Source organism: Cupriavidus pauculus (assembly GCF_022179805.1).
Classification (GTDB): Bacteria; Pseudomonadota; Gammaproteobacteria; order Burkholderiales; family Burkholderiaceae; genus Cupriavidus; species Cupriavidus pauculus_E.
The window spans coordinates 103,851-117,124 of the sequence record NZ_BPUO01000009.1 but is presented as its reverse complement, the minus strand read 5'-3'; the positions used below and the strand labels follow the sequence as shown (position 1 = coordinate 117,124).

Here is a 13,274-nt window from a genome sequence, read left to right as displayed (position 1 = left end):
GAACCCCCGCGCCGCCGCGCATTGCCGACAACTCTTTCGTCCCTCACACACTCTCTCAAACCAGGTACCGTCATGCCCAAGCACCCGCAATTCGCCGCCGTCCACCACGCCACTGCTGCGCCCGCCTCCGCCACGCGCCGCCAGATCCTCAAGGCCGGCGCCGCCGGCCTGTCCGTGCTTGCCGCGCCCGCCATCGTCCGCGCCCAGGGCAGCGGCCCCAAGATCCGTGTCGGCTTCTGGCCGGTGGCCTCGGGCCTGCCGTTCTATGCGGCCGTGGAGAAAGGCTATTTCAAGGAAGCTGGGCTGGACGTGGAAGCGCAGAAGTTCGCGAGTGCACAACAGGTGATGGAAGCCATGCTGGCAGGCCGCTCCGACGGTAGCGCCAACGGCACGGCATCGGGCGTGCTCGCCATCGGCGAAATCGCACAGCCGGGCCTGTTCAAGATCTTTTGCACCAATCCGACCAACGCCAAATTCGTGCTCGACGAGTTCCTGGTGGCCAAGGACAGCCCCATCAAGACCATCGCCGACCTCAAGGGCAAACGCGTGGCCTGCGGCCCGGGCGTGCAGAACGTGTTGCTGGCCAAGACAGTGCTGGAACGCGCGGGTGCCGGCAAGATGACCGTGATCGAACTGCCGATTGGCCAGCACGTGGCTGCGCTCGCTGCCGGCCAGATCGACGGCGTCTACACGCTGGAACCGACCGGCACCGTGGGTCGCATCAACGGCACCACGCGCGCGCTGGAAGTCGGCGTCATCGCCAAGTACGTGCTGGGCGATCCCATGGCCCCGTGGCACGGCGGCGCCGCCAGCCTCACCAGCGAATTCATCAAGAAGAACCCGGACGTGGCCAAGCGCTACATGGTGGCGTACCGGCGCGGCGTGGAACTGGTGCAAAAGAACCCAACCGAGGCGCGCAAATACCTGACCGGCTACACCGCCATCGAAGGCGCGCTGACCGCCGAGGTGCCGATGGCCGATTACCTGTTCTACGACCAGTTCAAGTCTACCGATATTGCCTACTTTCAAAAGTTCTACGACCTGTTCACCGAGAAAGGCATTTACTCGAAGAAGGTCGACGTCGCATCGCTGATCTACAAGGGCTGAGAATCATGAGCGAAATCGCCACCAAGACCTCGGCCGCGGCGCCCTGGGCGCCGCCGGCCTCCGCCGACGCCGCGCGCCTCAAGCCCCGCGCCGAACGCTTCCTGCCCGTGATCGGCCCGCTAGTCCTGTTCGTCATCTGGGACCTGGTGGTGCGTTTCGGGCTAATCAAAGCCATCTTGCTGCCCAGTCCGGCCGACACACTAGGGGCGCTGGTCGCGGGGCTGGCCGGCGGCGCGCTGCTGACCGACTTCCTGGTTACCGTGGGCCGCACGCTGCAGGCATTCGCGTTCGCCGCCGTAGTCGGCGTGCCGCTGGGCGTGCTGCTCGGCAGCAACGAGCGCGCATACCGCAGCGTGGAATTCCTGATCGACTTCTTCCGCTCCACACCGTCGTCGGCGCTGATCCCGTTGTTCCTTCTGATCTTCGGCGTATCCGACTTCAATAAGGTCGCCATTGCGGCGTTTGGCGCGCTGCTGATCGTGGTGTTCAACAGCGCCTACGGCGTCATCAACGCGCGCAAGCAGCGTGTGATGGCGGCCAAGGTGATGGGCGCCTCGCGCTGGCGCATCTTCAAGGACGTGCTGATTTGGGAAAGCCTGCAGCCGACCTTCGTCGGCCTGCGTTCGGCAGTGTCGATGGCGCTGGTCATCGTGATCGTGGCCGAGATGTTCATCGGTTCCGAGAACGGCCTGGGCCACGCCATCATCGACGCGCAGCAGGTGCTGAACGTGCGCACCATGTATGCGGCCATCCTGTCCGCCGGCGCGCTCGGCTATGTCCTCAACATCGTGTTCCTGATGCTGGAACGCCGCATTGTTCACTGGAGTGGAAGGTAATCATGAGCACCGTCATCAACGCCCCCGTCCACGTCGAAGTGCCGGTGCCGCCGTTCCGCCCGGGCCCGGCGGGCACCCACATCACCATTCGCGGCCTGACCAAGTACTTCGCGGGCTGGCCGCTGTACGAGAACTTTGACCTCGACATCCCCAAGAACAAGATCGTGTCGGTCTTCGGCCCCAACGGCTGCGGAAAAAGCACGCTGATCAACATGATCGCCGGACTGATTCCCGTCGACCGTGGCGAGATTTTGTTCGACGGCAAGGCGCTCAAGGACACCAAGATTGGCTATGTGTTCCAGAACTACCGCGAGGCACTGTTCCCTTGGATGCGTACGATCGACAACATCGCCTATCCGCTGCTGCTCGAAGGCCGTAGCAAGGCCGAGGTGGACCGGCGCATGGCCGAGCTAGTGGCGTCGTTCGACGTAAAGTTCGACCTTAACCGCTATCCATACGAACTGTCGGGCGGGCAGCAGCAGACCGCGTCGATCATGCGCGCGCTGGCGCCGGGACCCGAGGTGCTGTTCCTCGACGAGCCGTTCTCGGCGCTCGATTTCGAGATGACGCTGTTCATCCGCGAAAAACTGCAGGAAGTATTCATGCAGACGCACACCACCATGCTGCTGGTGTCGCACGATCTCGAGGAGGCCGTCTACCTGGCCGACGAGATCCTGCTGCTGACCAAGCGGCCCACGCGCGTAGCCGAGATCCTCAGGTACGACGACGCGCGGCCACGCACCGTGGACACGCTGTCGCAAGCCAGCTTCGTCGCTACCAAGAAGCAGAGCCTTGAAATTTTCCAGCGTGAAGTCCGTCGCTAAGCCCGTGGCCGGCGTCCGGCCGGCATCCCATAGCCGCCGGACGCCGTCTGTGCCACCATTGGCACAGCAGCACGCCTCAGCGAACCCGCACATGACGCCCTCCTCAGCTGACCTCCACCCCGACGCACCGGCCGCGCCCAATACCACCGAATTCGGCGGGCCACCCCGCTCTCGCGCGGAGAGCGTCTATGCCATGCTCAAGGCCGACATCGCCGAATTCCGGCTGGTGCCCGGCGACCACTTCACCGAGAACGAAGTCTGCGAACGGCTCGGCGTGTCGCGCACGCCGGTGCGGCAGGCACTGTTCCGGATGAAGCAGGAAGGCATTGTCGAGGTGCTGTTCCGCAGCGGCTGGCGCGTGCTGCCGTTCGACTTCCGCAAGTTCGAGGAGTTGTACGATCTGCGCATGGTGCTGGAGACCGAGGCCGTGGCGCGCATTTGCGCAGGCAGCCCTGATACCGACCGCGCCAGCCTAGACGCGCTGGCCGCGATCTGGCTGGTGGCGCCGGAAGACCGGCTGCAGGACATGGCGCAGGTGGGCGCGCTGGATGAAGCGTTTCATTGCACATTGGTCAGCGCGGCCGGCAATGCGGAGATGGCGCACGTGCACCGCGAGGTCAGCGAGCGCATCCGCATCATCCGCCGGCTCGATTTCACCAAGCCCGCACGCATTGCCGCCACTTACGACGAGCACGGCAAGATCCTCCAAGCCATTCTCGCCAAGCGCGGCGACGAGGCCTGCCGCATGCTGCGCGCGCATATCGGCGCCAGCCAGCTCGAGGTGCGCAAAATCACCCTCCACGAGGTCTACCTGGCGCGCAACCAGGCCCGCCAGGCGCAGGAGGCCGTAGGCGGCCAGGACTGAGCCCGGATCGCCTGGCGCGCAGCGTCAGAACTGGTCGCGCACCCCACCGAACGCCGGCGCGGTCAGAAGGATTGCATTCGAGCGTTCAGCGAGCCCGCACGAAACAAGCTTGTCACGCCGCCCCCTATAGGCTATCGGTCGTACTCCGGCCACTTGCGCGGCCAGCTATCAGTGCCCCCAATAATACAAAAGCCGCCACTCGGCGGCTTTAGTTGTTGGCGCATTGTGCCGTCAGTGCAGCAGTTCCTCACTAGCCAGTCCAGATCCGACGCCGGGGATTGTTGGCATTCCCAAATTGCCGAATTGGATCAGCGCAGCGCCAGCTGCACGACCCATAAGCTGGGCCGATGCGCCATTGCTGGCTCGCGGTGCATTGAAAATCGGCAATGACCTGGCCGCGGTCCGGCACGTCACTCCTCCGGACTGATGCTCCGGATCTCTTCTTCGATCTCGTTCACGGGCACCGACCTGACGGAGCCAGGATCCTCATAGAGTGCTTGTATGGCGGTTGGTCGACCGCGCCCGGATTGATGCTCCCGCCACCAGCCAGCCAAGCCGACTCCCAGATCATCACCAGAGTCTAGCGACCATTCTCACAGGCCGGCGTAATCAGCAGATCGTACATTTGCCGCGCATCGCGTGCCATTGCCACCGTTTCCGACCAAGGCACACCACAAGCGACGTCTCATCACGACGCAATTTGGGCTCCGCTCGATCGACAAGCTCCATTTTCCGCCATCGTAACTATACTGTATTTATATACAGTGTCACGAAGCCATGCCCCGCCTCTCTCCACTCATCCGATTGCCGGAACCGCCCGAAGGCCTGCGACACCATCCGATCGGTCTGAACTGCGACCGCTACTACACTCTGGACGATGCCGGACAACCAGTGCGGTGCTACGACTACACCGAACACGCAACCTGGACGACCTGCGAGGGAAAGGGCTGGCAAATCAAGGACAACCTGCCGGAGTACTCGCTTGAGGTTTGGACATATTTCTCGGGCTGGGCAAGCTTGAGGGATGACCTACCGCCGATGTTTTGCACCACGATTAGCGGCAGTATTCGGAAGCGCTACTACTCACGCACCTGGGAGGTCGCGGCGGCTAGGCACGGACACGTGCTTGAGAAAATTCGGAAAACGCTTACGAAGATAACTTGACCCCGCGTGCGTAGGGACGACAATTAAGCGTCTAATAATCCACAATACGCCTCTCGCTGACAAGGCGTGACCCCGCTCCCTCCCACCATGCGTCCCACGCATAGTGGGAATTTTTTCGATCCTTCCACCAATGAGGGAAGCCGCGCGCACCGCGGAGGTTTCCGGCCTCGGGCGTCGAGCCGGTCGCCGTCGCGGGGCTCTTGCGCACGTGGCCGGATGGTGCCGTGTCGTTCACGATGCCGACTCTCATCGCCGACCCTAAACGCCCCCCCACCCGCTGATGCAGCGCATCCACAAGCCTGGCGAGGACAAGCGCCGCGTGGTGGTACTGCCGCGCGAAACTTGAGACGACTGACTACCTGCCAGGGCCCAGAGTTCGCCCGCTCCTTCCTTCGCCTCATGCCCGTCGATACCCTGGTGACAGAACCCGCCCCACTGCCGCCACGCGGCAAGGAGGACATGGTCAGTCTGAATTTGCATCACGCCACGATGGAAACCGGGGGGGGGGGGAGGGGGTGGGAGGTGAGCGCCCACTGGAAAAAGCCAGAATCCGGTCGTATATTTCCTACTGCCTTGACGAGTTTCGCCAGCAAAGCTGTTTAACGTTTCCTGTGCTGAGGTCGCCATGTTCATCACCATCCACCGCCATGGGCCCCGCGCGCTCTTCGTCCGCGCTGGCACACTCATTACGGAAGTCCCCCTTTATGCACTCCACTGGCTCGGCACCATTGAGTCATCCGCCGACGCCGAACTGAAGGTGGATACACCGATGCTTGGCCTGTCGCCTCCGGCCATCCTTTACGACATCACGGTCCATGGATTCTGTGTCGTGGATGTGCCCGATATCAGTGCTGTAACGCCGCCACGCAACTCCGAACGGGAAGCGCTGGCCCGGTAATTCTCCTTTCGCCGTAGCCTTCGAACGACGCTTTCGGCCCGTGCATTTGCCAGATAGCGCCTGATACCGAAGCACCGCAACTCAGAGCCAGACTGAATCCAGTCCAGATGTTTGTGGAGGCAGCCAAGTCTAAGGACATTCACGTAGTGCCGGCCGGCGAACGCTGGGCAGTCGAAGCTGTCGGCGGCGGGCGCGAACAATGTTCGCCACTCAGGAAGAAGCCATCACAGCCGGCACTGAGATCGCGAGGCGCGACAAAGTCGAGATTCTGATTCACGGCCGCGACGGCCAGATCCGAGAGCGCAACTCCTTCGGCCATGACCCGCGCAACGTTAAGGGCTAAGGGCCATGCCGCATGGTTTAGCCGCGCTGACGCTGGATCAACCCTCCCCTATGCGGCCGGTCGAGCGCAAGGCTATTCCTCGCGAGGGCGATTGGCTCTGCGAGAGCAAATGCACATCGGCACCTCATCTTGCGTTGCCTTTCAAAGGCTTGCGTGCCAAGGCGGCCACAAAAGAGTGTTAGTGTTGCCTTTGGAAGTTGGCGGGTGTTGCGTTTGCGCGATGCGCATGACCGCGTAGCCGTGCGCGCGCGGCGGACGACTGTTCTTGGGCGAAGCGACGGGCGCTTGTCGACCCGAAGCGGTCTGCTGTAGAAGCCGAAAGCGGTCACCCGCAACTCCCGCCACGGAGGAGGATTCGCTTCAGCCCGTCCAATCTACATGTTCGGGTTGCATACATTTCTCAACCCATTCTTGTCTGTCCGAATAGATATTGGTAATGGGCCAGGGAAGTTGTTCCGTCGTCTTGGCCCAAGTTAGGTGAACGACTGCGACTCGGCCGGTCCCGTCCAATAATTCGAATAGTGCATCGTCGCCTTGACCGCGCCCGATCAGCCTTGTCGGCAACCCGAATAACTCATGACCGGGTCCAACTTCCAACTGGAGCTGACGCGCAAACCTGTCGAGGAGATTCTCGTCCGCGTCTTCCGTGGACCACCACGGCTCTAGCCATTTCATCCTGATTACCCCAGTTCTAATTAATGGAGTCTGCCTCTCGGCGCGTCGAGAATCGAACAACGCGCGATTCTCAACGATGCAGGCATATCCGAATTGTATGGCGAGGTCAACCGACTGCTCCTGGCCGAGTTCTTACTGTCACTGGGAGAACCGCGCGCATCTCAGATTCCTCCCTGAAGATCAGCGGGCGTAGACCGAATCACCGAGTTGGTCTGACGCGTGATTGATGAATTCATGCTCTGAACGAGTTGATGGTTCTCGGCGAGTTGGAACAATTCGACCCGATTGCGTCCTGAGGCTTTTCCGCGGTAAAGAGCAGTGTCGGCTTGTTGTATGGCGTCCTCCAGAGCATATTCATTCGCGAAGCTTTGTGAAACCCCGATCGTAATTTCGCAATGCAACGAATGATCGGAGTCGCTGATCTTGAATGCTTGCTTTTGTACAGCCAAACGTAAGCGTTCAGCCAAATGCAGAACTCCCTGAGTGTCTGTGTCCAGGGAGATAACAACAAACTCTTCCCCTCCAAGACGACTGACTATATCGCCGCGGCGCGCGTTGGTCCTGAGAATCTCTGCTACATGACATAAAATTGCATCTCCGATCTGGTGCCCATACGTGTCGTTAATGCGTTTGAAATGGTCAACGTCTGCCATCAGCACGTAGGCATCATCTGCCTTGCGGGTGCTGAAACGCCGTTGCAGTGCCTCTGTGAGTCCTCGGCGGTTGAGCAGCTGCGTCATAGGGTCACGCGCAGCAATGCCGCGAAGCTCATCGGTCAAACGGCGCAGTACCAGCCAGACAATCGATGGTGGCAACACCGTGGCCAAGAATGACATATAGATATAGAACGCTAGCTGAAAATCCCGGTCCATCTGAAGTGCATCCAAGCCCCCCTCCAAAAGTTTCATGAACTTCAGTGCGTTGAGTACACAGATGCCGCTGATCAGAACTGCAAAGAAGACCATCTCACCGTATAAGTCCTTAGCAAATGTACGCACGCCATAGATGACGGTGATGGTCATGATTAAGAACAGCAGTGCCGACATGCCTGAAAGCATGGCGTAGCGGGCGACCGGGCCCAGACAATATTGCAGCAACACCTGCGCGACGCTATAGACTGCAGCGAAAGCCAAAAGAGGCCGTAACAAGGGCGCGGAGTATCCAAAGAAACGCATGGCCCCCAGCCAGTAGGCCACCGGGGAGGCCAGCGTGAGGGTGTGGTTGAAAACGCTCATCAGGCTCCAAGCGGGGGCTCCCTCCACCAGTTGCAGCCCATAGGCCAATCCCAACATGAGGTTGCCCATCGCAAAAGAGCCCATCCCCATTCTTTTGCCTTGCAGACGTCTGCTAATGAGCAAAAACATGACAGAGAAGCACAGCAAGTGTGCACAAAGCATGCTGACGAGAACGGTTGCAACCATGTTGAGATTCAAAGAGGATAAGTATTCAATCTGCGCTAGGGCCTACGGCACGTCGTTTTGCGACGACGGCCCAAGAATGATATGACGGTCGATTTCTACAACAATGCAGAGACAAGAATGATGTGAAGTTTAAACATCTTCGTGCAGATTCCACGTATCGAGACTGCTGCGCGGCCCGCCCATAGCTTATGGCGATCATTTGGTTTGTCGGAAGTCGAAGTCGGGCTGTCGCATCGTCCACGTAGGACATCAGCGCGCACGCCGGCGCCTGTAGCCGTGTCCGGACGCATGACGGCTCCTCACCAGCCAGACCTGGAGCCGCCTGGGGTAGGCGCATCAACTCGGATGTTGAGAACAGCCATTTTCAGATGTCGGCATGAACGCGCGGTTTGTGTGGGCTTGCATGCTTGCTGTGGGGTTGCTGTGAGGCAGTGGCACTGGCCGGCAACGGACGAATCCACATGTGGAGCGGAGCGCGCGAAGCTTTCCGCTTGGCGCCGCCTTGGAAGGACAGCTGGTAGCTGCCAGTTCCGGGCAGGCGACTTGGCGTTGACGGCGTCATAAGTTAGCGACCTGCGCAGAACGACCCATTGCGATCCGTCGAGCCAACTCGAGAGCGGCTCTCGAGGTACAACGACCGTTCATCGACTCCGACGTTCGAGAGTTGGTCGTGTTTAGACGAGGCGATGCGTCGCAAAGGTTCTGCACCGAGATATGTCTATTCGCAAATATCTCGTAGCGTTTACGGTTTATTGACGCGATTCTTTAGATCGAGTTGCTTAGCCGAACGTCAGCTCAGGCCGATGCGTCAACGTTCAACGTCGCGAATTGATGGCCGCTTCCTGGGTAGAGCCGACGTCTGAATTTCCGAGCGAAGATCCGGTCGGACGACCGCTCCTGGCCGCACTGAGACTTCCACAGCTACCTTGAAAGGCAACACTGTAGAAGTTGCCTATTAAAATACGACGGATATCGGGTCTTGGCCAGTACAGGGTTGAACGCGCGAATGAAATGCCGCGGCGCTTTGGCCGAATCAATGGCGCGCGGCGGGCGGTCCGGGCGTGACGAGACATCGGCCAGTGCCGGCACGCCACCGGCCAGATAGCGGCCTGACGCCATCAAAGGTTTCGATTTGCACCACAACGCAGGTCCGCTCGTGCGCCTGGTCCGCGATCATCCGCAGTTGCGCGCCGTACGACGAACCCCGCGCGATGCCGACGCTGCCTGGCCGCGCGGCGCATAGTATGCAGCGCGTGCCACCTGCTGCGCGCCCTCTTCGTCTTCAATGCGCGGGACCACGATGCCTTGAGCGCCGGCGTCGAGCGCCCACCCGATCCAGCCAGACGCGGCGTCTGGAACGCGAACCAGCGCGGGCACATCACGGCAATCGGCAGCATCCGGCGACGGGGATCCGGTCGTGCAAGATTTCCTTCAAGTCCTTCATCTTTTGATTCCTTCAGTCGCTTCACGGACACCGCGTGACTGCCTCCTCATGCCGGGCTGGATTCCGCGTGTTCCCAGTGTCTTTCGGATACCACGCAAACCATCGCTATCGCCTATTGACGGAATCAGATGAGGTCGATAGGCACCTCTCGAATTGCCAGGAGAACAACGAACGCTTCGGTGTTTTCCCTCATCCCATGCACGCTTCTGCATCTTTTTTGGCCCCCTATTGGCGTTTCGCGCACTGAAGATGTGCCCCAAGAAAGCGTGCGTCGACCGTGGCGCATTCTGGATCAGCAGCTGTCGCATCTTGGTTTGGGCCCCGCCATAGCGACACATAGACTCCAAATCCAGCGCTTCAATCCAGCAGCGCCCTTTCCCGGGATTGAGCAGTGAGCGCTCGGAACAGTGCAGGCTCTGGCTAGCAGATAACCAGAACATTCCGACGCAAACTTCCCTGGATCCCACCTGCGTTGATTCTTTACAAACGCCTTAGTTACGGGCGATGCCTACATCAGATATGTACGGCGAATTGGGGAAGACATGAAAGCGAAAGAATACGAAGACCTAGATGGCCTCGCCTTGGCCGGACTACTAGAACGCGGCGACGTAACTTCGTCCGAGTTAATGGACTGCGCTATCGAATTGGCCGAGCAGCGCAATCCAGCGCTTAACGTCATTACGTATCCTCGTTACGAGGAATCGCGCAGGATCGCTTCCGAATGGGCGCCGCGTGGACCGTTCCACGGCATTCCGTTCCTACTGAAGGATTCTGGATTCGCCCATAAGCGCTTTCCGTCGAGCATTGGATCGCGTCTCTTTAACGACACCACCTATCAGTACGACGCAACGGTTGCAGGGCGATTTGAAGCAGCCGGCCTGATCCCGTTTGCGCGAACTACAGTCCCAGAGCTTTGCATGGCGGGTACGACCGACGCATTGCGCAACGGCGGACCAACCTTGAATCCCTGGGACAGGACGCGCTCCGCAGGTGGCTCCAGCGGCGGTGCGGCAGCTGCCGTTGCGGCCCGCATCGTGCCAATCGCACATGGAAGCGATGGCGGCGGTTCAATTCGTATCCCCGCTGCCTGCTGCGGTGTATTCGGATTGAAGCCGTCGCGCGGCCGCGTACCTATGGGTCCGGCGCGTGGCGAGGGTTGGGCCGGCATGTCAACCGATGGCGTGCTAAGCATTACCGTACGTGACTCCGCCGCAGCCCTGGACATGATTTGCGACTATGAGGCGGGCGCACCTTATGCCGCGCCGCCCAAACCACGTTCCTTCCTGGACGCGGTACGCGGCCAGGAAGTTCGACCGCTTCGCGTTGGCATTCTGCGCACGGGCTGGAATGATATTGGAATTGCGCCCGAGTGCGACGCTGCCGTCAGCCTCACCGCCTCTCTGCTTGAAGAACTGGGGCACGACGTATTCGAAGCTCGGCTGCCCGCCATCGACTATGACGGCTTTGTACACGCACACGGAAGCATCCTTGCCAGCAACATCGTGGTCGCCGTGGATACCCGACTCAAGGCCCTTGGCCGCACCTTGCAGCAAAGTGATCTGGAGTCGGTGATTATGGACGGCTACCATGTTGGCAAAGAACTGGACGCCGCATCGTACATCGATGCCGTGACGCGCCTGCACGCGGTGGGTCGAGCCTTCGCCTCCGCTATGGCCGGTCTTGATGTGCTGCTGACCCCCACCCTCGCCCAGCTCCCATGCAAGCTCGACTACCTTTCGCTGAATACTTCTGACAACCTGGACTTCCGGACCTACCGGAAGCGCGCATCCACGTATTCGACCTTCCTTCCGGTGGTCAACGGTGCTGGCCTGCCTGCAGCAAGCTTGCCGCTCTCGTGGACCCCCGAGGGTCTACCCGTTGCCACCCAGTTGATTGGCCACTTCGGGCGCGAAGACACGCTTTTCGAGCTTTCGGCGCAACTCGAGCGCCTGGCTCCCTGGGGCGCGCGAAAGCCCATGTTCGCTTGATCGTCGCAAATGGCAGCGGTCTCGCTCTCCTATCCGCGTTCGTCGCGCTTTCATTTGGAAGGTCCTAGTATGAGCAAAGTACTGTTCGGGCTCGCGCGCGTTGTCGCGCCGGCCACAATCGCCCCCGTCATCCTGTCTGCAGTCGCGATCGCTCCAATAACCTACGCGCAAGCCGAGACGACCGCAAAGGTCGTGATGCAGGCGCCCTTGCGCGTCGTAGACCCCATTCTTACGAACGCCTACGTCACGCGCAATCACGGCTACATGGTCTTCGATACGCTATTTGCGATGGATGCGAGCGGAAAGCCGCAGCCGGAGATGGTGGAGAGTTGGAAAGAGACACCCGACAAGCTCACCCTCACGCTGACCTTGCGTAAGGGTCTGATGTTCCACGACGGGACGCCTGTCACTGGCGAAGACGTCATCGCCTCGCTCAAGCGCTGGGCCGAACGCGATGCTCTGGGTCAACGCCTGATGATGACGACCGCGAAGCTGGAAAGCCCAGATGCGTCGACTGTCGTATTCCGACTGAAAAGGCCATTCGGGCTGCTGCTAGAGGCGTTGGCGAAGCCGGGCTCGCCGGTGCCGTTCATCATGCCCAAACGCATTGCCTCCAGGCCGGCCTCGCAGCCTATTACCGAAGTCATCGGCTCCGGACCGTACAAGTTCGTAGCCGCAAGCTTCCAGCCCGGCGTCAAGGCCTCATACGTAAAGTTCACCGATTACGTGCCGCGCAAGGAGCCCGCAAGCGGCTTCGCGGGCGGAAAGGTAGCGGTAGTAGACCGCATCGAGATGGTGAACATCTCCGACGCACAGACCGCCGTCAATGCGCTAAGCCGCGGAGAGATCGACTTCGTCGAGGATGTCCCCCCCGATCTGATGCCGCAGCTCGAAGGTGTGAAAACCGTCGCGCTCAAGCCATATGGCAAGAGCACGAACATGTTCACGCTTCGCATGAACTGGCTGCAACCACCGTTCAACAACGTCAAAGTACGCCGCGCGGTGCTCGCTGCCTTGTACCAGGCCGACTATCTGGATGCCCAGATCGGTGACAACCGGATGTATCAGGTTTGCGGCGCTGTCCTGAGCTGCATCTCGCCGTATGCATCCGAGGAAGGTGCGACTCAGACTAAGAAGCCAGATTTGGCACGCGCCAAGGTGTTACTTAAGGAAAGCGGCTATGACGGAAGCAAGGTGGTGATTCTCCATCCGACGGATCTTCCTATTCTCGCTAGCCTGGCCTCGGTGACCGCGCAGTCGCTGAAAACAATTGGGATGAACGTTGAGATTCAATCGATGGACTGGGCCACCCTGCTTTCGCGTTACTCGAAGAAGGACAGCGTGGCACAAGGTGGCTGGAGCATCTTTCAAACTGGTTTTAGCAGCCTTGATCTGATGAATCCGATCACGAACCCGAACTTGGATGGCCGGGGCGACGCGGGTTACGTCGGATGGTCGAAGAGCGAGGAAATGGAGAAGCTGCGTGACCAGTTTTCAGACGAGGTCGATGCCGCCAAGAAGAAGCAGACTGCCTTGGCCATCCAGAAACTCAACTACGACCAGGTCTTCTTCATCCCGCTGGGCGCCTACTCGAAGGCCAAGGGATACAACGCCGCAAAACTGGGCAGCATGACAGACGCTCAGATTCCCCTGTTCTGGTCCGGGAAGAAGTAAAGAGACCGCCGTTTGGCCGAGAGATTCAAGTTTGG

The 13,274-nt window shown here is 60.2% G+C and carries 10 protein-coding genes; 8 read left to right on the top strand and 2 right to left on the bottom strand.

Annotated features, from left to right (window positions below):
* The first annotated feature begins 72 nt into the window (after positions 1–72).
* The 6 genes from MFF62_RS19845 to MFF62_RS30925 all read left to right on the top strand — a co-directional run bounded on the left by MFF62_RS19845 (position 73) and on the right by MFF62_RS30925 (position 6,037).
* Complete coding sequence (locus tag MFF62_RS19845; protein WP_238264845.1) at positions 73–1,107, top strand: ABC transporter substrate-binding protein; 1,035 nt, start codon at positions 73–75, stop codon at positions 1,105–1,107.
* Between the two features lie 5 nt (positions 1,108–1,112).
* Complete coding sequence (locus tag MFF62_RS19840) at positions 1,113–1,943, top strand: ABC transporter permease (RefSeq protein WP_238264844.1); 831 nt, start codon at positions 1,113–1,115, stop codon at positions 1,941–1,943.
* 2 nt (positions 1,944–1,945) lie between these two features.
* A complete protein-coding gene (locus tag MFF62_RS19835; protein WP_238264843.1) occupies positions 1,946–2,767 on the top strand; it encodes an ABC transporter ATP-binding protein in 822 nt (273 codons plus the stop codon).
* A 91-nt stretch (positions 2,768–2,858) separates the two neighbouring features.
* A complete protein-coding gene (locus MFF62_RS19830; RefSeq protein WP_238264842.1) occupies positions 2,859–3,632 on the top strand; it encodes a GntR family transcriptional regulator in 774 nt (257 codons plus the stop codon).
* A gap of 1,789 nt (positions 3,633–5,421) precedes the next feature.
* Positions 5,422–5,694, top strand: a complete 273-nt coding sequence (locus tag MFF62_RS19825; RefSeq protein WP_238264841.1) for a hypothetical protein — start codon at positions 5,422–5,424, stop codon at positions 5,692–5,694.
* A 199-nt stretch (positions 5,695–5,893) separates the two neighbouring features.
* Positions 5,894–6,037: a DUF2188 domain-containing protein gene (locus tag MFF62_RS30925; protein ID WP_404990791.1), complete on the top strand. Its 144-nt coding sequence runs from the start codon at positions 5,894–5,896 to the stop codon at positions 6,035–6,037.
* A gap of 836 nt (positions 6,038–6,873) precedes the next feature.
* Here MFF62_RS30925 and MFF62_RS19815 read toward each other — a convergent pair.
* The gene (locus MFF62_RS19815; protein ID WP_238264840.1) at positions 6,874–8,133 is read right to left on the bottom strand and encodes a GGDEF domain-containing protein; all 1,260 of its coding nucleotides are present in this window, start codon (positions 8,131–8,133) and stop codon (positions 6,874–6,876) included.
* Between the two features lie 1,173 nt (positions 8,134–9,306).
* The gene (locus tag MFF62_RS19810) at positions 9,307–9,510 is read right to left on the bottom strand and encodes an aldolase/citrate lyase family protein (RefSeq protein WP_238264839.1); all 204 of its coding nucleotides are present in this window, start codon (positions 9,508–9,510) and stop codon (positions 9,307–9,309) included.
* 609 nt (positions 9,511–10,119) lie between these two features.
* On the opposite strand from MFF62_RS19810, the gene MFF62_RS19805 reads away from it, so the two are divergent.
* Both MFF62_RS19805 and MFF62_RS19800 read left to right on the top strand, forming a co-directional pair.
* Positions 10,120–11,565, top strand: a complete 1,446-nt coding sequence (locus MFF62_RS19805) for an amidase (protein ID WP_238264838.1) — start codon at positions 10,120–10,122, stop codon at positions 11,563–11,565.
* Positions 11,566–11,634: 69 nt separating this feature from the next.
* Positions 11,635–13,239, top strand: coding sequence for an ABC transporter substrate-binding protein (locus MFF62_RS19800; protein WP_238264837.1), 1,605 nt, complete (start codon positions 11,635–11,637; stop codon positions 13,237–13,239).
* Positions 13,240–13,274: the final 35 nt, after the last annotated feature.